Consider the following 18,706-nt stretch of genomic DNA (forward strand, 5'->3'; position numbering starts at 1 on the left):
ATAACGTTACCGCTATGGCGTCTGCTTGTGCTTTGTAGTTATTACAGTTTCGCGCTTACCCAGCTTTCAACGCTGGCCAAAGCTTGCGGAAGTGCCGCCGCATCCGTACCACCGGCTTGCGCCATGTCCGGACGACCGCCCCCCTTGCCGCCCACCTGCTGAGCGACCATACCAATCAGTTCCCCTGCTTTTACGCGGTCAGTCACATCCTTAGAGACGCCCGCAATCAGAGAAACCTTACCTTCTGCCACCGTTGCCAGCACGATAACGGTAGAACCAAGCTGGTTCTTGAGATCGTCGACCATAGTACGCAGCATCTTAGGCTCAACGCCCGCCAGATCGCTGACCAGCAGTTTGACGCCCTTAATGTCTACAGCCTTGCTGGAGAGGTTTGCACTCTCCTGCGCCGCAGCCTGCTCTTTCAGCTGCTGCAGCTCTTTTTCCAGCTGACGCGTGCGATCCAGCGCAACGCGTACTTTCTCGCCCAGGTTCTGGCTATCACCTTTCAGCAGCTGCGCGATGTCGTGCAGCTGATCGCTCTGCGCATGCAGGCTGGCAATCGCACCTTCACCGGTCACCGCTTCGATACGACGCACCCCTGCAGCCGTACCGGATTCAGAAACGATGCGGAACAGGCCGATGTCACCGGTGCGCGATGCGTGCGTACCGCCGCACAGTTCAGTAGAGAAGTCGCCCATGCTCAGCACGCGAACGCGGTCGTCATATTTCTCGCCAAACAGCGCCATCGCACCTTTTTTCTTCGCGTCCTCAAGCTCCATGATGTGGGTCTCGATTGGCAGGTTACGACGGATCTGCGCGTTCACCAGATCTTCCACCGCGCGGATTTCAGACGGTTTCATCGCTTCAAAATGCGAGAAGTCGAAACGCAGCACTTTGTCGTTAACCAGAGAACCTTTCTGCGCAACGTGGGTACCCAGCACGTCGCGCAGGGCAGCGTGCATCAGGTGGGTTGCAGAGTGGTTCAGACGAATGCGCGCGCGGCGAGCTTCATCTACGTTAGCCTGTACGCCCTCGCCCACTTTCAGAGAACCGGAAACCAGTTTGCCCTGGTGACCAATCGCCTGACCGTATTTCTGGGTGTCGCTGACGCTAAAGCTGAAACCGTTGCCTTTCAGTTCGCCTTTATCGCCAACCTGACCGCCTGATTCGGCGTAGAACGGCGTTTTGTCCAGAATGACAACCGCATCCTGGCCCGCGCTGATGCTGTCCACGGCTTTACCGTCAACAAACAGGGCGGTCACTTTGCCGGTCAGTTCCAGCGCGTCATAACCTTTGAATTCAGACGCGCTATCAACGCGGATCATCGCGTTGTAGTCTGCACCAAAACCGCTGGATTCACGTGCACGACGACGCTGCTCTTCCATCGCGGCTTCGAAACCCGCTTCGTCAACTTTGATGTTGCGCTCGCGGCAAACGTCCGCCGTCAGGTCAACCGGGAAGCCGTAGGTGTCGTACAGGCGGAAAGCGGTCTCACCATCCAGCGTGTCGCCCTTGAGTTTCGCCAGCTCTTCGTCCAGCAGCGCCAGACCGCGCTCCAGCGTACGAGCAAACTGCTCTTCTTCGGTTTTCAGAACCTGCTCAACCTGCGCCTGCTGGCGTTTCAGCTCATCACCGGCTGAACCCATCACGCCAATCAGTGGCCCAACGAGTTTATAGAAGAAGGTGTCCTTCGCGCCCAGCATGTTGCCGTGACGGATGGCACGACGAATGATACGACGCAGCACGTAGCCACGGTTTTCATTCGACGGGATAACGCCGTCGGCAATCAGGAACGCACAGGAACGAATGTGGTCCGCGATAACGCGCAGCGATTTGTTGTTCAGATCGGTCGCGCCGGTAACTTCCGCAACGGCTTTGATCAGGGTGCTGAACAGGTCAATTTCGTAGTTGGAGTTAACGTGCTGCAGAACCGCGGCAATACGCTCCAGGCCCATACCGGTATCAACGGAAGGCTTCGGCAGCGGCTCCATCGTACCGTCGGCCTGACGGTTGAACTGCATGAAGACGATGTTCCAGATCTCAATGTAGCGATCGCCGTCTTCTTCCGGGCTGCCTGGAGGGCCACCCCAGATGTGGTCGCCGTGATCGTAGAAGATCTCGGTGCACGGACCGCAAGGGCCGGTATCACCCATCTGCCAGAAGTTGTCAGACGCGTATGGCGCGCCTTTGTTATCACCGATGCGAATAATACGCTCGCGCGGGATCCCGACTTCTTTTTCCCAGATTTCGTAGGCTTCGTCATCGGTTTCATAGACGGTAACCCACAGACGCTCTTTCGGCAGGTTGAACCAGTTTTCACCGGTCAGCAGTTCCCACGCATATTGAATGGCATCGTGTTTGAAATAGTCGCCGAAGCTGAAGTTACCCAGCATTTCGAAGAACGTATGGTGACGCGCGGTGTAACCGACGTTTTCCAGGTCGTTGTGTTTACCGCCCGCACGCACGCAACGCTGTGAGGTTGTGGCGCGGGAATAATTACGCTTGTCGAGACCAAGGAACACATCCTTGAACTGGTTCATCCCGGCGTTGGTAAACAGTAAAGTCGGGTCGTTGTTCGGTACCAGGGAGCTGCTGGCAACAACCTGGTGTCCCTTACTATGGAAAAAATCGAGAAACGCCTGACGGATCTCAGCGGTGCTCTTGCTCATAATTATCCTGAAATCAAGCTAACGAAATGTCGTAGCCAGCCTGTATCGGTAAACCGTTGGACAGACCAGCTACTGGAAAAAGTGGGAATAAGATAAGTTTTCTTTAGTGGGAAGTAAAATCCCGCATGCGTTCAATCGGCAAAATTACGCCAGATATCCTGAATATCTTCCATCAGAAAGCCGCGGTAGAGCAAAAAGCGCTGGATTTTGACTTTTTCTGAAAATTCACTCGGCAGAGGTTCGCCGTATTTGCGAATCGCCTGTTCTCTGGCCAGCTCGCACCAGTCAATATCACATTCGCGCATCGCTTTTTCGATGGACTCCCGGGCCACCCCTTTCTGGTTCAGCTCCTGCCGGATGCGCGCGGGCCCATATCCTTTACGGCCGCGGCTGGCGAGAAACCGCGAGGCAAAACGCTCGTCATCGAGATAACGATGCTCATAGCACCAGGCAATCACGCGGTCATAATCTTCCGCGGTGGCATCAATCTCTTCCGGCCCGTTTTTACTCATCAACGGAGCCGACAGTTTTCGCCGCAGCTCCTGTTCACTGTGGTCACGAACGGCCAGGATGCGCACCGCGCGGTCCAGTAAGCGTGCATACGCGGGTCGACGTGTTGTCGGTTCACTCATAAAAAACCTGCTGATTCAGAAATGCAAAAAGGGCCGCATCAGCAGCCCTTCATTTTTAAACGAGAGAATTAAAAGTCTTCGTTAGTTTCTTCAGCATCCGCGGCATCCACCACGAAATCAGGTTTGGAGTCCTGGTTGTTCAGCAGAAGCTCACGTACCTTCTTCTCAATCTCTTTCGCCGCAGCCGGGTTCTCTTTCAGCCATGAGATCGCATTCGCTTTACCCTGACCAATCTTGTCACCATTGTAGCTGTACCAGGCGCCCGCTTTTTCAATCAGCTTCTCTTTCACGCCCAGGTCAACCAGCTCGCCGAGGAAGTTGATCCCTTCGCCGTAGAGAATCTGGAACTCAGCCTGTTTGAACGGCGCGGCGATTTTGTTCTTCACAACCTTCACGCGGGTTTCGCTACCGACTACGTTCTCGCCCTCTTTTACCGCGCCGATACGGCGGATATCCAGACGGACAGAGGCGTAGAATTTCAGTGCGTTACCACCGGTAGTAGTTTCCGGGTTACCGAACATCACACCAATTTTCATACGGATCTGGTTGATGAAGATCAGCAGCGTGTTGGACTGCTTCAGGTTACCCGCCAGCTTACGCATCGCCTGGCTCATCATACGTGCCGCGAGGCCCATATGAGAGTCACCGATTTCACCTTCGATTTCGGCTTTTGGCGTCAGTGCCGCAACGGAGTCGACCACGATAACGTCAACGGCACCAGAACGCGCGAGCGCATCACAAATTTCCAGCGCCTGCTCACCGGTGTCCGGCTGAGAACACAGCAGGTTGTCGATATCCACGCCCAGCTTGCGGGCATAAACAGGGTCCAGCGCGTGCTCGGCATCGATAAACGCACAGGTTTTACCTTCGCGCTGTGCCGCGGCAATCACCTGCAGCGTCAGCGTGGTTTTACCGGAGGACTCTGGCCCGTAGATTTCTACGATACGGCCCATAGGCAGACCGCCAGCGCCCAGCGCGATATCCAGAGAAAGCGAACCGGTGGAGATGGTTTCCACATCCATGGAACGGTCTTCACCCAGGCGCATGATGGAGCCTTTACCGAATTGCTTTTCGATCTGGCCCAGTGCTGCCGCCAACGCTTTCTGTTTGTTTTCGTCGATAGCCATTATTACTCCTGTCATGCCGGGAGAAGCGACTGTGCTTCACCGTGGATTTCTGTTCTGTTGGTGCAATTATACTGTATGGTCATACAGTATCAAGTATTTTGTAGAAATTGTTGCCAGAGCGTTTTTAACGCATAAACGGTTGCCTGACGACGCACGCTTTCGCGATCGCCGCTGAAGCACTCCCGGCGGGTGATCCCTTCCCCTTTGGACGTGGCGAACCCAAACCAGACGGTGCCGACAGGCTTCACGTCGCTGCCGCCGTCCGGGCCCGCAATACCGCTAATGGAAATCGCGTAATCTGCCCGCGCCTCTTTGAGCGCGCCAATGGCCATCTCGATCACCACCGGTTCGCTGACCGCACCATGCTGTTCAAGCGTGGATTCACGCACGCCAATCATCTGTGCTTTAGCTTCGTTACTGTAGGTCACAAAACCGCGTTCAAACCAGGCGGAACTGCCGGCAATATCGGTAATCGCTTTCGCCACCCAGCCGCCGGTGCAGGATTCCGCGGTGGTGATTGTCGCACCACGCTGTTTAAGTGCAAGGCCAACGATCTCACTAAGCTGCATCAATTCATGGTCAGTCATTCTCGCTCCTGGCATCAGAAAAACGTGCTGCACAAGATAGCACTTTCTCGTCAGATGTGGGGATGCACTTCAGGTTTTACGAGGGGGCTTCAGAAAAAAGCCGGAGCAGGCGCCCCGGCAGTGGAAGATATTATTTCATGCTGTCAGCAAGGGTGTTCACATTGTGGCGAAACGCCTTAACGTAGGTGTCTGCCACCCCGCCTTTTGCCGACAGCGCTTCGGGGTAAAGCTCACCCCCAGGCTGCGCGCCCGTCGCCGACGCAATCTGTTTAACCAGACGCGGATCGAGCTGATTTTCCATAAACCAGGTTTTCACGCCGTCGGCTTTGATCTGATTGATAATCTCAGCGACCTGCGCCGCGCTGGCTTCGCTCTCGGAGGACAGCCCCTGCGGCGCCATAAACGTCACGCCGTAAGCGCGGCTGAAATAGCCGAACGCGTCATGGCTGGTCAGCACTTTACGCTTCGCCGGCGGGATCTGGCTAAAGCGCGTTTTGGCCCAGTTATTCAGCTGGCTAAGCTGCGCGATGTACGGTTTACCGGAGGCTTCCAGCGCGGCTTTGTCCTGCGGGTCCGCTTTCACCAGCCCGTTCAGGATATTTTGTGCATAGAGCGCCCCGTTCGCCGCGCTGTTCCACGCGTGCGGATCGGTAACGGTCTTTCCATCTTCCTCAAGCGTGTGAGTTTTCACCCCGGTTGAGGCGACGACCAACTGCCCTTTGAACCCCGAGGCTTTTACCAGACGATCAAGCCAGCCCTCCAGCCCCAGGCCGTTAACCACCACCACATCAGCCCTGCTCAGCGCCGCGCTGTCTTGCGGCGACGGCTCGAAGGTATGCGGATCGCCGTCCGGCCCCACAAGCGTTGTCACCTTCACATGGTCACCGCCTACCTCCTGGGTGATGTCCCCCAGTATCGAAAAGCTGGTCACCACATTCAGCGTTTTCGCCATCACGCCGTGCGACATCATCCCCAGCGCGAGCGCCACTACAAATCCTGTACGTTTCATCGTTTCCCCTTGCGTTAAAAAAGCACGCGCAGCCTGCTGCGTGTGCCGAATAAAACAGAGATAAAGAACAGCGTGCTGGCGGTGAGCACGATGGACGGCCCGGCCGGTAAACTCATCGCCCAGGAGAGGCTCAATCCCAGCCATGCGCAGAAAATACCGCTTATCCCCGCCATCAGGAGTAAGGCAGGTAACGTGCGCACCCAGCAGCGTGCCGCCACGGCCGGAAGCATCATCAGCCCGACGGCCATCAGCGTGCCGAGCACCTGAAAACCGGCTACCAGGTTAAGGACCAGCAGCGCCAGAAACAGTCCGTGCAGCAGCCCAGGCAGCCAGCGGGCGTTCACCTGTAGCCAGGCGGTATCAAACGCTTCTGTGACCAGCCCGCGATAAAACAGCGCCAGCGTGATAAGGGTGAACATACAAACGCCCGTGACAAACAGCGCGGCGTCGTTGTCCACGGCGAGGATAGAGCCAAACAGCAGATGCAGCAGATCGACATTCGACCCGCGAAGCGACACCAGCGTGACGCCCAGCGCCAGCGAGCCAAGATAAAACCCGGCAAAGCTGGCATCTTCTTTCAGCGGCGTGCGTCGACTGACCAGACCGGCCAGCAGCGCCACGGTAATTCCCGCGATAAAACCGCCAATACTCATCGCCAGCAGCGACATACCGCTGAGCAAATACCCCACGGCGACACCCGGTAAAATGGCGTGAGAAAGGGCATCGCCCATCAGGCTCATCCGACGCAGCTGAAGAAATACGCCGAGCGCGGTGGTGCTGACGGAGAGCGCCAGGCAAACCACCAGCGCGCGACGCATAAAGCCGTACTCAATAAACGGCTGAAAAAAGAGATGCCAGATCATGCCACCCTCACCCGCTCGGTTTTCCATTCTGGGACGTCAGCATCCAGCCGTAACGTCTGCGGGAAATGGCGCGACACGCGTTCGCTGTCGTGCAGTACCGCGAGCAGCGTTTGCCCCTGCATATACATCTCCAGCATTAAATCCATCAACACGCTGCAGGTGGCTTCATCGACTCCGGTAAAGGGTTCATCCAGCATCACCAGCGGCGCCTGCTGCACTAACACGCGGGCAAATAACATGCGCTGAAACTGGCCGCCGGAGAGCTCATCAATGGTGGATAACGCCATCGACTCCAGCCCGACGCGCTCAAGCGCGCTCCTGATGCGCAATCGCGTTTCGCGGCGAAACCCGGAAAGCAGCGAAATGCCCGGCCAGCAGCCCATGCTTACGACGTCCTGTACGGTCAGCGGAAATTGCGCCTCCAGCGCGTGACGCTGCGCCAGCCAGCCGATTACCGGGCGCTTCCCCTGCCAGCGAAAGCCGCCGCGCACGGGAGGAATGAACCCCGCCAGCGTTTTCAGCAGCGTGGATTTCCCGCAGCCGTTAGCGCCGATAATGGCGGTCATGCTTCCGCGCTCAATGGTGCCCGAGAGGGGCCGCGTAACGGGCTGACGTTCATAACCCGCGACCAGTTCATTCATCACAATCATGGCAATATCACCGCCCAGCGCACGGCCAGCCCGATAAAGACAACCAACACCAGCGCCAGCAAAAGCCGAACCAGAGCAGACAGAGAAAAAAGGGACGTTGACATTTCGACACCAAATCAAATGTTATAACATAACAATAATAAAAGGCAGTTAAGATGTAAATGGCGGGTTTGAAAAGGGAGTGTGGCGAAATGTTTCTGCGGGAAATAGGTGCGCGCGGGTGCCCTCTCCCACAGGGAGAGGGGGGGAATAAGGTGACTTACTGACTAAACGGTGACACAGCCGGCACGCGGGCCTGCGATACCGCCAGCCCCAGCTGCCATACGGCCATCGCATAGTGAGTGCTGTGGTTATAACGGGTGATGGTGTAGAAGTTCGGCATGCCGTACCAGTACTGATAGCCGGTTCCCACGTCCAGACGCAGCAGACTCACCTGATCAACATTGCCCAGCGGCTGCGTTGGCGTTAAGCCTGCCGCCGTCAGCTGCGCAACGCTGTATTTGGTTTTGAATCCATTTTCCAGGCCAAACGCTTCGCCGTTCGCCTGCACCGCAACCTGGCCGCCCGGCGTCCAGCCGTGCGCTTTGAAGTAGTTCGCCACGCTGCCGATGGCATCCACCGGATCCCACAGGTTAATGTGACCATCGCCGTTAAAGTCGACCGCGTACTGCTTATAGGAGGACGGCATAAACTGGCCGTAGCCCATTGCACCGGCAAACGACCCTTTCAGATCGAGCGGATCGTCCTGCTCGTTGCGCGCCATCAGCAGGAAGGTTTCTAGCTCGGAAGAGAAATACTCCGCGCGGCGCGGATAGTTAAAGGAGAGCGTCGCCAGCGCATCCAGAATGCGGGTTTTACCCATCACGCGGCCCCAGCGGGTTTCCACACCGATGATCCCGACGATGATTTCCGGCGGTACGCCGTAGACCTGCCACGCCCGGTTGAGCGCATCTTCATACTGATTCCAGAACGCCACGCCGTTTTGCACGTTGTCCGGGGTAATAAACTGTTTACGGTAGCGCAGCCACGCGCCGTTCGGCCCGCTCGGCGCCTGGGCCGTCGGCGCCTGCCTGTCCATCAGGCGCAGCACGTAGTCCAGACGCTTCGCCTGAGACAAAATTTCGTGCAGCTGTTGTCTGTCAAAGCCGTGTTTGCTCACCATTTTATCGATGAACTGCTCGGCCGCCGGGTTATTCGCGAAGTCGCCGCCCATCTGCATCATATTGTGCTGCGGCTCCAGCAGGAATCCTCCGGAAGGCGCGCCCGCCGTTTGCTGAACGGCTTCGGTCTTAGGTTTGCTACTACAGGCAGACAGCAGAATAAGCGCAGGCAACAGCGCTGCATAACGACGCTTGAACATGAGACATCCATTTAACGGGTTCGATAAGAACCCAGTATGGTAAAGCATCCCCAACACCTCAAGGAAGCGGTACGCACCTCCCCCACGCAAATCCGCCCTTTTTTCCACCGAAAATCATTGCCCCCATCAATTAACTTTCAAAATAATCCATTTTTCTTTCATTGTGAGATCTAATTAACACTTTAAAACCTTTCAAAGTGATTATTATTAGCCCAGCCAGACAAAAACAATAAAGCCCCACAGGAGAGAAGAATGATAGAAACCATCACCCACGGCGCCGAGTGGTTCATCGGGCTGTTTCAGAAAGGCGGAGAAGTGTTCACCGGCATGGTGACCGGGATCCTGCCCCTGCTGATCAGCCTGCTGGTGATCATGAACGCGCTGATCAACTTTATCGGCCAGCAGCGCATTGAACGCTTCGCCCAGCGCTGTGCCGGGAATCCGTTGTCCCGCTACCTGGTACTGCCGTTCATCGGCACCTTCGTGTTCTGCAACCCGATGACCTTAAGCCTCGGCCGCTTCATGCCGGAAAAGTACAAGCCGAGCTACTACGCCGCCGCCTCCTACAGCTGCCATTCCATGAACGGCCTGTTCCCGCACATCAACCCCGGCGAACTGTTTGTCTATCTCGGGATCGCCAGCGGCCTCACCACCCTTGGCCTGCCGCTCGGCCCGCTGGCGGTGAGCTACCTGCTGGTCGGCCTGGTCACCAACTTCTTCCGCGGCTGGGTGACCGACCTCACCACCGCCATTTTTGAGAAAAAAATGGGCATCCAGCTTGAACAGAAAGTCCATCTTTCAGGAGCCACAGCATGAACCGGATCCGCATTGAGAAAGGCACGGGCGGCTGGGGCGGCCCGCTGGAGTTCGACGCCACCGAAGGCAAAAAGATCGTCTACATCACCGCGGGTACACGCCCGGCGATCGTCGACAGGCTGCGCGAGCTGACCGGCTGGGAAGCGGTCGACGGCTTCAAGGAGGGCGAACCGCCGGAAGCGGAAATCGGCGTGGCGGTGATCGACTGCGGCGGCACGCTGCGCTGCGGTATCTATCCGAAGCGCCGCATTCCAACGGTGAATATTCACTCCACCGGAAAATCCGGCCCGCTGGCGCAGTACATCCTTGAGGACATTTATGTCTCAGGCGTGAAGGAGGACAACATCACGCTGGTGAACGGGACTCCCGCGCCGCAAAAAGCGGCCCCGCGCGAGTACGACACCAGCAAGAAAATCACCGAGCAGAGCGACGGCCTGCTGGCGAAGGTCGGGATGGGCATGGGTTCCGCCGTGGCGGTACTGTTCCAGTCCGGGCGCGACACCATCGACACGGTGCTGAAGACCATCCTGCCGTTTATGGCGTTCGTCTCGGCGCTGATCGGCATCATCATGGCGTCCGGCCTGGGCGACTGGATTGCCCACGGCCTCGCCCCGCTCGCCAGCCATCCGCTCGGGCTGGTGACGCTGGCGCTGATCTGCTCCTTCCCGCTGCTGTCGCCGTTCCTCGGCCCGGGCGCGGTGATCGCCCAGGTCATCGGCGTGCTGATTGGCGTGCAGATTGGTCTGGGGAACATCCCTCCGCACCTCGCCCTGCCCGCCCTGTTTGCCATTAACGCCCAGGCGGCGTGCGATTTCATCCCCGTTGGGCTGTCGCTGGCCGAAGCGCGCCAGGACACCGTGCGCGTGGGCGTGCCGTCCGTACTGGTCAGCCGCTTCCTGACGGGCGCGCCGACGGTGCTGATTGCCTGGTTTGTCTCCGGCTTTATTTATCAATAAGAGGTTCCTGCGATGACCATCATTTACCAGACCACCATTACCCGCATCGGCCAGAGTGCGGCCGACGCGCTGAGCGACCAGATGCTGATCACCTTCCGCGAAGGGGCGCCTGCGGATATCGAAGAGTTTTGTTTTATCCACTGCCACGGCGAGCTGAAGGGTGAACTGAAGGCCGGGAGCCAGCTGGAGCTGGGCGAGGCGCGCTATGCCGTGACCGCCGTCGGCGATGTGGCCGAGCAAAACCTGCGCGAGCTGGGCCACATCACCCTGCGTTTCGACGGCCAGCCGCAGGCGGAATACCCCGGCACGGTTCACGTGGCGGGCCCGGTTCCGCAGGCTGTCACCCCAGGCTGCACGTTAAAATTTGTTGCGTAATTAAGGAGAATCACATGAGTCAGGTTGCCGTTGTCATTGGTGGGGGACAAACCTTAGGCGAGTTCCTCTGCCGTGGGCTTGCCGCAGAGGGCTACCGCGTGGCGGTCGTGGACATTCAGAGTGAAAAAGCCGCCCGCGTGGCGGATACCATTAACACCGAGTTTGGCGAAGGGATGGCGTACGGGTTTGACGCCGACGCCACCAGCGAGCAGAGCGTGATGGCGCTGGCCCGCGGCGTGGACGAGATTTTTGGGCGTACCGACCTGCTGGTCTACAGCGCGGGGATTGCGAAAGCGGCCTTTATTAGCGATTTCGAACTGGGAGATTTTGACCGCTCGCTGCAGGTCAATCTGGTGGGCTATTTCCTCTGCGCCCGCGAGTTTTCCCGTCTGATGATCCGCGACGGCATTCAGGGGCGCATCATTCAGATCAACTCCAAGTCAGGGAAAGTGGGCAGCAAGCACAACTCCGGCTACAGCGCGGCGAAGTTTGGCGGCGTGGGGCTGACGCAGTCTCTGGCACTGGACCTGGCCGAATACGGCATTACCGTTCACTCTCTGATGCTGGGCAATCTGCTGAAATCGCCGATGTTCCAGTCCCTGCTGCCGCAGTATGCCACCAAGCTCGGCATCAAAGCGGAAGAAGTGGAACAGTACTACATCGATAAAGTGCCGCTCAAGCGCGGGTGCGATTATCAGGACGTGCTGAACATGCTGCTGTTTTACGCCAGCCCGAAAGCCTCGTACTGCACCGGGCAGTCGATTAACGTCACCGGCGGGCAGGTAATGTTCTGAACGAGTGGGCAGATGCCCTCACCCTCTCCCACAGGGAGAGGGGATAAAACAAGGAGCCGATATGGTCACCGCACTCATCACCGTTGCCGCCCTCGCCTGGATCTGCCAGATGGCGTTCGGCGGCTGGCAAATCCACCAGTTTAACCGCGCGTTTGACGCCCTGTGCCAGAAAGGTCGCGTCGGGGTCGGACGTTCCGGCGGACGCTTTAAACCGCGCGTGGTCGTCGCCGTTGCGCTGGATGAAAACAATAACGTCTGCGATTCACTCATCATGCGCGGCATGACGGTGTTTGCCCGTCCGGCGAAAATCCAGGCAATCAACGGCATTTCGCTGCAGGAATTACGGCCTGATGTGATCTTTCCCCATGATCCACTCTGTCAGAATGCACTATCATTAGCGCTTAATCTGAAACATGGATAATTTCGTTGTGAAAGCTATAGTCTTGCGAAATTATCATTTCGCAACCTAAGGAACGAAGCGCCTATGAAACCTCGTCAGCGGCAGGCGGCCATTCTCGAACATCTGCAAAAGCAGGGAAAATGTTCGGTAGAGGATCTGGCCCACTACTTTGACACCACCGGCACGACGATACGCAAGGACCTGGTATTGCTCGAAAACTCTGGCGCCGTCATTCGAACCTACGGCGGCGTGGTGCTCAATAAAGACGAAGCGGACCCGCCTATCGATCACAAAACGCTGATCAACACCCACCAGAAGGCGCTGATCGCCGAAGCTGCGGTGAAATTTATCCACGATGGCGACTCGATTATCCTCGACGCCGGCAGCACCGTCCTGCAGATGATCCCCCTGCTCAGCCGCTTTAATAACATCACGGTGATGACCAACAGCCTGCACATCGTCAACGCTCTGTCGGAGTTCGACAGCGAGCAGACTATCCTGATGCCCGGCGGCACCTTCCGCAAAAAATCGGCGTCGTTTCACGGCCAGCTTGCGGAGAATGCCTTCGAGCACTTCAGCTTTGATAAACTGTTTATGGGCACCGACGGCATCGACCTGAACGCCGGCGTTACGACGTTCAACGAGGTGTTCAGCGTCAGCAAAGCGATGTGCAACGCCGCGCGGGAAGTGATTTTGATGGCAGACTCGTCGAAGTTTGGCCGCAAAAGCCCCAACATTGTCTGTAGCCTTGAAAGCGTTGATAAGCTGATTACCGACGCGGGTATCGACCCGGCGTTCAAAAAAGCGCTGGAAGAGAAAGGCATCGACGTGATCGTAACCGGAGAGAGAGATGAGTGATTTTCTGTTAGAAACGGCCCGCCAGACGCTGATGCTGGAACTGCAGGAAGCCAGCCGCCTGCCTGAACGTCTGGGCGAGGATTTTGTCCGCGCCGCCAACACCATTATCCACTGCGAAGGTAAAGTGATCGTGGCGGGCATCGGTAAATCCGGCCATATCGGCAAAAAGATTGCCGCGACCCTCGCCAGCACCGGCACCCCGGCGTTCTTCGTGCATCCTGCAGAGGCGCTGCACGGCGATCTGGGAATGATAGAAAGCCGCGACGTGATGCTGTTTATCTCCTACTCCGGTTCGGCCAAAGAGCTGGACCTGATTATTCCGCGCCTGCAGGAAAAATCGGTCGCCCTGCTGGCGATGACCGGAAAATCCCGCTCGCCGCTCGCGCTGGCCGCCAAGGCGACGCTGGATATTTCCGTTGAGCGTGAAGCCTGTCCGATGCACCTCGCCCCGACCTCCAGCACCGTTAACACCCTGATGATGGGCGACGCGCTGGCGATGGCCGTGATGCAGGCGCGCGGCTTTAACGAAGAAGATTTCGCCCGTTCGCATCCGGCGGGCGCGCTCGGGGCACGCCTGCTCAACAAGGTTCACCACCTCATGCGCACCGACGATGCCATTCCGCAGGTCAAACTCGATACCAGCGTCATGGACGCGATGCTGGAGCTGAGCCGCACCGGTCTGGGGCTGGTTGCGGTCTGCGATGATAGCGGGAACGTTAAGGGCGTGTTCACCGACGGTGACCTGCGCCGCTGGCTGGTGGGCGGCGGCAGGCTGGAAACCAAAGTGTCGGATGCCATGACCAAAGGCGGGCTGACGCTCAACGCCGGGAGCCGCGCCATAGAAGCCAAAGAGGTGCTGATGAAGCGCAAAATCACCGCCGCACCGGTGGTGGATGATTCCGGCAGGCTGTGCGGCGCCATCAACCTGCAGGATTTCTATCAGGCCGGGATTATCTAACCCTTCAGCCCGAGGCGCTTCGCCAGCCGGTGCAGGCTGGCGACGTCCATCTCCAGCGCCCGGGCTAAGAACCATGCGAGAAAGTCCCATCCTGAGACGGCACTGCTCGCAGAAATAGCCCACCATGATAATTAAAATATAAATTCCGGAATTACCGCTGCATATTTTCGCTGAAGCGCAGCGTCAGGATCTGAACTGGAAAATAACCCTCGAACCGCAGGAAATGGTCGAGCGCGGTACCAATAACAAGGGTCAGATTCGCGCTTCTGTCGTCACTGAAGACCGGATGAAGGAGGCTTTCGCTCTGCTGAAATCGCTTCCTGCTTGACCCAAAGCCTCCTGCCACGCTGGCTTAACCTTCTGATTTTATTATTCACCGCCTTGATATCACGGGGCTTTTTTTTACGCATTCTATTCATCAAATAAATACAAAATAGATATATCATCGCTATCAATCCTTTATTTATAATTTCCGTGAATACTTTAATGTAAAACAGCTTAAAAGCATCATCCTGATTTATTATTTGCATCCAGCTCAGCCTGAAAATATATTCATCAGCCGGATGGCAAATCATGGCGAATTTTTATAAATAACTCAATTATCTTTCTCGCTATTTAACACAAGCGAAGAATGCGGAATATATTTATTCCGCAAAAGTTCTACATTTTCAGCATCTTTTTTATCGGTATGCCGCTATGCGCCAGCCATTGAGGAAGTCGCGGAGGTTGCGCCGTGCAGTAGCTGGTTCAGGAACGTAACACCAGCGCGTCGTAGCCGCGCCAGCGGTAGTTGACCATGGAGATCAGCCAGCAGGCGACAAACAGCCCGACCACCACAAACCCGGCGTTGCCCAGGTTGTCGTTGACCGCGCCAATCAGATCCCAGACGCCGCCGCTGAGGGCAAACTTGTCCATCAGCAGACCCAGCGCTTCCAGCCCGCCGATAAACAGCGCCACCATCACGGAGGTGCCGGTGATGGTCATGTTGTAGTAGAGCTTGCGCTGCGGCTTGTTAAACGCCCAGCTGTAGGCGCCCACCATCAACAGGTTGTCGAGGGTATCCACCAGCGCCATGCCGCTGGCGAAGAGCGCCGGGAAGATCATGATTGACCACACCGACATCCCGCTGGAGGCGCTGGCGGCAGAGATCCCCAGCACGCCAATCTCGGTGGCCGTGTCAAAGCCGAGGCCAAACAGGAAACCGACCAGGTACATCTGCCAGCTTTTATTCACCAGACGGAAGGTTTTGCCAAACAGCCAGTTCATGACGCCGCCCTGCGCAGGCAGCGTGATGTCGCCCTGCACGGGCCTGCCGCGTTTCAGCGCCTGGAAACTGCGCCAGACGCCGCGCAGGATCACCATGTTCACCAGCGCCATTGCCAGCAGGAAGGTGGCGGAAACGGCGGTGCCAATGAGACTGCCGGTTTCGTGGAACCACGCCATATTCTTCTGAAACGCCGTGGCGGTGGCGGCGATGGCAACGGAGGCCAGCACCACGATGGTGGAGTGCCCCAGCGAGAACCAGGCCCCCACGCCGGACGGACGCTTGCCCTGCTGCATCATCTTACGCGTCACGGTATCAATGGCCGCGATGTGGTCAGCATCCACCGCATGGCGCAGCCCGTAGCACCACGCCAGCAGGCTGGCCGCCATCAGCGCCGTGCTGCCGCTGAAGGTGTGCCATGCCCATCCCCAGGCCAGCAGGTTTGCCATTACCAGAGCCAGCAGCAGAAGCGCGGCGCGAGGTTCGTTGCGTAACAGTCGTAACATTTTAAGTCCTTAGTGAACATGACCGGGCAGCGGCGATCGCCGCCTGCCCGAAGGAGATCGCTCCGTCACCTGCGGGCAGGCGCGAAGGAAAAAGAAGCGTAAAGTCAGAAAGATAATGACGCAGGCGCGCGCGCAGCAGACGGTTGTGTAACACCCCGCCGCTGAGACAGACTGTCGACAGCGACAAGCGTCGGGCATGGCGTGCGGCGAGAAGCGCCAGCCCTTTTGCCAGCGCGTCGTGAAACGCCCAGGCGCGCTCGCAGGGCTCTGCCTGCCAGCTCAGCCACTGCTGCCAGAAATGCGCGAGGTTATCCGCGTCCAGCGTCACCGGATGATCAACACCCGCGCACTGCGCCGCCAGCGCTTCCAGCCGACAGGCCGCTTCACCTTCCCAGGATTGGGTTTCGATACCCAGCGCGCAGGCAACGGCGTCAAACAGGCGACCGCAGGACGAGGCCTGCGGCGCGTTGATACCGCGCCGGATCGCCGTTGCCAGCAGCGGCCAGTTCTGGCGCTGTACCGCGCGCGTTTCCGGGTATTGCTGCCAGTCAGGGACAAACGCCAGGCAGTGGGCGAGCAGGTTGCGCCACGGCTGCCGCGCCGCCAGATCGCCGCCCGGCAGCGCAACGGCAGGCAGCCCGGCCAGACGCTCGCACTCAAGATAGTTCACCCGCAGGCACTCCCCGCCCCACAGCGCCCCGTTTTCACCCATGCCGATGCCGTCCAGCGTCAGGGCAATTGCGTCTCCGCCGTCGAGCGGCCAGCCGTTTTCGGCGAGACACGCCGCCGCGTGGGCGTGATGATGCAGGACGGTTTCGACCGGCAGCCCCTGCGCCTGCGCCCACTGGCGCGCGCGGTACCCCGGATGGGCATCGCATACCACTCGCGCCGGCTGGAAGGCGTAAATGTCCTGCATCACCGACAGCGCGGAACGCCACTGCGCTTCGACTCCCTCGTCACCGAGATCGCCAAAATGCTGGCTCAGCACCGCCTGGCTGCCACGCACCAGGCAGAAGGTGTTTTTCATCTCCGCGCCGGTGCACAGCATGGCGGGAATATTCTCGAAACCCGCAGGCAACGTGATGGCATCCGGCACAAAACCGCGCGCCCGGCGCAGCATCGCGCCGTCCCGATCCATCACCGAATCGTCCATCCGCTGCAGGATATCGCGATTGTGCAGCAGGAAGCCGTCCGCGATATCGCCGAGCTCATTCAGCGCCTGCTGGTTGGTCATGGCAGGCGGTCTGCCGCTGAGGTTGCCGGAGGTCATCACCAGCGGGCGCTGACAGTCCATCATCAAAAGATGCTGCAGCGGGTTAGCGGGAAGCATGATGCCAATACAATCGAGCCCCGGTGCAATCTCTTCGGGAAACCCGGGAAGCGAGGCTTTTGGGGTCAGCACAATCGGCGCTGCGGAGGAGCGTAACAGCGTCTGGATCGCCTCCGGCACGCCGTCCGCATTGAGGATCATCACCGCCAGCGGCTTCGACGGGCGCTGCTTGCGTGACCGTAATTTCACTATCGCCTGTGGGTTTTGCGCATCGCAGACGAAATGAAAACCGCCCAGCCCTTTGACCGCGACAATACCGCCGCTTTTCAGCATCGCCACCGCAGCGCCCAGCGCAGCCTCGCGGTCAGCGGTGATGTCGCCCGCACGCCACTCAAGCGCGGGTCCGCAGTCCGGACAGGCTACCGGCTGGGCGTGAAAGCGGCGGTCGGCAGGATTGCGGTACTCCGCTTCACAAGGCACGCAGAGCCGGAATGGCGCCATTGCCGTGGCCGGACGGTCATAGGGCATGGCGCGGATAATAGTAAACCGCGGCCCGCAGTGGGTGCAGTTGATAAACGGATAGCGATAGCGGCGCTCGCGCGGATCGCGCATTTCAGCCAGACACGCCGGACAGGTCGCGGCATCGGGGACTATCTGGGTGTCCATCGTCCCGCCCGCGCTGTGGCGGATGGTAAAATCCTCCGGCACGTGCGTCCAGGTAAACGGCTGCGTTTCAACGTGGTCAATGCGTGCCAGCGGCGGGCAGTCCTGATGCAGCCTCGCGGTAAAGGCCCCCCCATTACCCGCGAGGCGCACCAGCACGCCCTCTCCGTCATTGCAGACGTCACCGGTCAACTGAAGCGCCTGCGCCAGCTGCCAGACGAAGGGCCGAAACCCCACGCCCTGCACCTTGCCGCGCACGCGCAGCTGTACGCCGTTACTACTCATGGCGGATCAGAACAGCAGAGATGACGACGTATCGAACGCCGCGCGGCGGCGCTTTTCGGCGCTCATCTGCTCAAGCTTGTCGCGATCCACGCAGACCAGCGCATGCGTCGGGCAGGCTTCCATGCAGGCCGGACCGGCGTCACGGTGGTAGCACAGGTCACATTTGTTGGCTTCGGCTTTCTCCGCGCGCACGCTCAGCCCCATGCCGCTGTTGCGTACCACCGGACGGACAACCACCTCCATCGCGCCGTACGGGCAGGCGACCACGCAGGTTTTGCAGCCAATGCAGCGCTCCTGCATCACGTGCACAAAGCCTTTCTCGCGTTTAATCGCCCCGTTCGGGCAGACGTTCGCGCACGGTGCGTCTTCGCACTGGCGACAGATGGCGGCGGTGGAAATATTCACGCCTTTGATGACGTGGATGCGCGGCAAAAACGTGTCAGGGGTAAGCGACGCGCAGTCCTGCTCCGCCTGATGGGAAACCACGCACGCCACTTCACAGGTACGGCAACCAATACACTTACTGGCATCGGCCATAATAAAACGGTTCATCTGCTTCTCCAGCATTACAGTTATGCGCGGAGATATTCATAAACCGTGCCAATAATTAACTTATTGATTTTATGTGAATTTAAAAATTACGGCGGCGCTGTCATCGTCACTT

General features: G+C 58.3%; 19 protein-coding genes and 1 pseudogene. 8 read left to right on the plus strand and 12 right to left on the minus strand.

Annotated features, from left to right (window positions below):
• Positions 1-41: 41 nt before the first annotated feature.
• From alaS to mltB, 8 genes are all read right to left on the minus strand, one after another.
• On the minus strand, positions 42-2,669 hold the full coding sequence (gene alaS, locus KGP24_RS18210; protein ID WP_223561361.1) for an alanine--tRNA ligase: 2,628 nt from the start codon (positions 2,667-2,669) through the stop codon (positions 42-44).
• A gap of 131 nt (positions 2,670-2,800) precedes the next feature.
• A complete protein-coding gene (gene recX / locus KGP24_RS18215; RefSeq protein ID WP_223561362.1) occupies positions 2,801-3,301 on the minus strand; it encodes a recombination regulator RecX in 501 nt (166 codons plus the stop codon).
• Between the two features lie 68 nt (positions 3,302-3,369).
• A complete protein-coding gene (gene recA, locus KGP24_RS18220) occupies positions 3,370-4,428 on the minus strand; it encodes a recombinase RecA (RefSeq protein ID WP_023308943.1) in 1,059 nt (352 codons plus the stop codon).
• A gap of 89 nt (positions 4,429-4,517) precedes the next feature.
• Positions 4,518-5,015 carry a nicotinamide-nucleotide amidase gene (gene pncC / locus KGP24_RS18225; protein WP_023308944.1) on the minus strand — a complete coding sequence of 166 codons (498 nt, stop codon included), beginning with the start codon at positions 5,013-5,015 and terminating at the stop codon, positions 4,518-4,520.
• Positions 5,016-5,145: 130 nt separating this feature from the next.
• Entirely contained in the window at positions 5,146-6,024 is an 879-nt protein-coding gene (locus tag KGP24_RS18230) for a metal ABC transporter substrate-binding protein (RefSeq protein ID WP_223561363.1), read from the minus strand.
• A 14-nt stretch (positions 6,025-6,038) separates the two neighbouring features.
• On the minus strand, positions 6,039-6,887 hold the full coding sequence (locus KGP24_RS18235; RefSeq protein ID WP_194401186.1) for a metal ABC transporter permease: 849 nt from the start codon (positions 6,885-6,887) through the stop codon (positions 6,039-6,041).
• Positions 6,884-7,537, minus strand: a complete 654-nt coding sequence (locus KGP24_RS18240; protein WP_223561364.1) for an ATP-binding cassette domain-containing protein — start codon at positions 7,535-7,537, stop codon at positions 6,884-6,886. The genes KGP24_RS18235 and KGP24_RS18240 overlap by 4 nt, the downstream gene beginning before the upstream one ends.
• Positions 7,538-7,796: 259 nt before the next feature.
• Entirely contained in the window at positions 7,797-8,897 is a 1,101-nt protein-coding gene (gene mltB / locus KGP24_RS18245) for a lytic murein transglycosylase B (protein WP_223561365.1), read from the minus strand.
• Positions 8,898-9,149: 252 nt separating this feature from the next.
• On the opposite strand from mltB, the gene srlA reads away from it, so the two are divergent.
• From srlA to gutQ, 7 genes are all read left to right on the plus strand, one after another.
• Positions 9,150-9,713, plus strand: coding sequence for a PTS glucitol/sorbitol transporter subunit IIC (gene srlA, locus KGP24_RS18250; RefSeq protein ID WP_023333189.1), 564 nt, complete (start codon positions 9,150-9,152; stop codon positions 9,711-9,713).
• Entirely contained in the window at positions 9,710-10,669 is a 960-nt protein-coding gene (locus KGP24_RS18255; protein ID WP_063144185.1) for a PTS glucitol/sorbitol transporter subunit IIB, read from the plus strand. Before srlA ends, KGP24_RS18255 begins: the two co-directional genes overlap by 4 nt.
• A 12-nt stretch (positions 10,670-10,681) precedes the next feature.
• Entirely contained in the window at positions 10,682-11,044 is a 363-nt protein-coding gene (srlB, locus tag KGP24_RS18260) for a PTS glucitol/sorbitol transporter subunit IIA (RefSeq protein ID WP_223561366.1), read from the plus strand.
• A 14-nt stretch (positions 11,045-11,058) separates the two neighbouring features.
• Positions 11,059-11,838, plus strand: a complete 780-nt coding sequence (gene srlD / locus KGP24_RS18265) for a sorbitol-6-phosphate dehydrogenase (protein ID WP_223561367.1) — start codon at positions 11,059-11,061, stop codon at positions 11,836-11,838.
• Positions 11,839-11,899: 61 nt separating this feature from the next.
• Entirely contained in the window at positions 11,900-12,259 is a 360-nt protein-coding gene (gutM, locus tag KGP24_RS18270) for a transcriptional regulator GutM (protein WP_223561368.1), read from the plus strand.
• Between the two features lie 63 nt (positions 12,260-12,322).
• Entirely contained in the window at positions 12,323-13,096 is a 774-nt protein-coding gene (locus KGP24_RS18275) for a DNA-binding transcriptional repressor (RefSeq protein WP_032660362.1), read from the plus strand.
• Entirely contained in the window at positions 13,089-14,054 is a 966-nt protein-coding gene (gene gutQ / locus KGP24_RS18280) for an arabinose-5-phosphate isomerase GutQ (protein WP_223561369.1), read from the plus strand. The genes KGP24_RS18275 and gutQ overlap by 8 nt, the downstream gene beginning before the upstream one ends.
• Before the next feature lie 54 nt (positions 14,055-14,108).
• On the opposite strand, the pseudogene KGP24_RS18290 reads toward gutQ, so the two are convergent.
• Positions 14,109-14,189, minus strand: a pseudogene (locus KGP24_RS18290) (hypothetical protein); the annotation flags it as partial.
• A 67-nt stretch (positions 14,190-14,256) separates the two neighbouring features.
• Here KGP24_RS18290 and KGP24_RS18295 point away from each other — a divergent pair.
• On the plus strand, positions 14,257-14,382 hold the full coding sequence (locus KGP24_RS18295) for a hypothetical protein (protein WP_245403345.1): 126 nt from the start codon (positions 14,257-14,259) through the stop codon (positions 14,380-14,382).
• A 419-nt stretch (positions 14,383-14,801) separates the two neighbouring features.
• On the opposite strand, the gene KGP24_RS18300 is transcribed toward KGP24_RS18295, so the two are convergent.
• The 3 genes from KGP24_RS18300 to hydN are packed head-to-tail and all read right to left on the minus strand — an operon-like array spanning position 14,802 to position 18,594.
• Positions 14,802-15,824 (minus strand): HoxN/HupN/NixA family nickel/cobalt transporter, encoded by a 1,023-nt coding sequence (locus tag KGP24_RS18300; RefSeq protein ID WP_223561370.1) that lies wholly within the window; start codon positions 15,822-15,824, stop codon positions 14,802-14,804.
• A 1-nt stretch (position 15,825) separates the two neighbouring features.
• Positions 15,826-18,042 carry a carbamoyltransferase HypF gene (gene hypF / locus KGP24_RS18305; protein WP_223561371.1) on the minus strand — a complete coding sequence of 739 codons (2,217 nt, stop codon included), beginning with the start codon at positions 18,040-18,042 and terminating at the stop codon, positions 15,826-15,828.
• Between the two features lie 6 nt (positions 18,043-18,048).
• Positions 18,049-18,594, minus strand: coding sequence for an electron transport protein HydN (gene hydN / locus KGP24_RS18310; protein ID WP_023308960.1), 546 nt, complete (start codon positions 18,592-18,594; stop codon positions 18,049-18,051).
• Positions 18,595-18,706: the final 112 nt, after the last annotated feature.

It is taken from the genome of Enterobacter sp. JBIWA008 (genome assembly GCF_019968765.1).
Classification (GTDB): domain Bacteria; phylum Pseudomonadota; class Gammaproteobacteria; order Enterobacterales; family Enterobacteriaceae; genus Enterobacter.

Coding starts and splice junctions, on each gene's coding strand:
- alaS (WP_223561361.1), bottom strand. CDS start 2,669: ATGAGCAAGAGCACCGCTGAGATCCGTCAGGCGTTTCTCGATTTTTTC.
- recX (WP_223561362.1), bottom strand. CDS start 3,301: ATGAGTGAACCGACAACACGTCGACCCGCGTATGCACGCTTACTGGAC.
- recA (WP_023308943.1), bottom strand. CDS start 4,428: ATGGCTATCGACGAAAACAAACAGAAAGCGTTGGCGGCAGCACTGGGC.
- pncC (WP_023308944.1), bottom strand. CDS start 5,015: ATGACTGACCATGAATTGATGCAGCTTAGTGAGATCGTTGGCCTTGCA.
- KGP24_RS18230 (WP_223561363.1), bottom strand. CDS start 6,024: ATGAAACGTACAGGATTTGTAGTGGCGCTCGCGCTGGGGATGATGTCG.
- KGP24_RS18235 (WP_194401186.1), bottom strand. CDS start 6,887: ATGATCTGGCATCTCTTTTTTCAGCCGTTTATTGAGTACGGCTTTATG.
- KGP24_RS18240 (WP_223561364.1), bottom strand. CDS start 7,537: ATGATTGTGATGAATGAACTGGTCGCGGGTTATGAACGTCAGCCCGTT.
- mltB (WP_223561365.1), bottom strand. CDS start 8,897: ATGTTCAAGCGTCGTTATGCAGCGCTGTTGCCTGCGCTTATTCTGCTG.
- srlA (WP_023333189.1), top strand. CDS start 9,150: ATGATAGAAACCATCACCCACGGCGCCGAGTGGTTCATCGGGCTGTTT.
- KGP24_RS18255 (WP_063144185.1), top strand. CDS start 9,710: ATGAACCGGATCCGCATTGAGAAAGGCACGGGCGGCTGGGGCGGCCCG.
- srlB (WP_223561366.1), top strand. CDS start 10,682: ATGACCATCATTTACCAGACCACCATTACCCGCATCGGCCAGAGTGCG.
- srlD (WP_223561367.1), top strand. CDS start 11,059: ATGAGTCAGGTTGCCGTTGTCATTGGTGGGGGACAAACCTTAGGCGAG.
- gutM (WP_223561368.1), top strand. CDS start 11,900: ATGGTCACCGCACTCATCACCGTTGCCGCCCTCGCCTGGATCTGCCAG.
- KGP24_RS18275 (WP_032660362.1), top strand. CDS start 12,323: ATGAAACCTCGTCAGCGGCAGGCGGCCATTCTCGAACATCTGCAAAAG.
- gutQ (WP_223561369.1), top strand. CDS start 13,089: ATGAGTGATTTTCTGTTAGAAACGGCCCGCCAGACGCTGATGCTGGAA.
- KGP24_RS18300 (WP_223561370.1), bottom strand. CDS start 15,824: ATGTTACGACTGTTACGCAACGAACCTCGCGCCGCGCTTCTGCTGCTG.
- hypF (WP_223561371.1), bottom strand. CDS start 18,042: ATGAGTAGTAACGGCGTACAGCTGCGCGTGCGCGGCAAGGTGCAGGGC.
- hydN (WP_023308960.1), bottom strand. CDS start 18,594: ATGAACCGTTTTATTATGGCCGATGCCAGTAAGTGTATTGGTTGCCGT.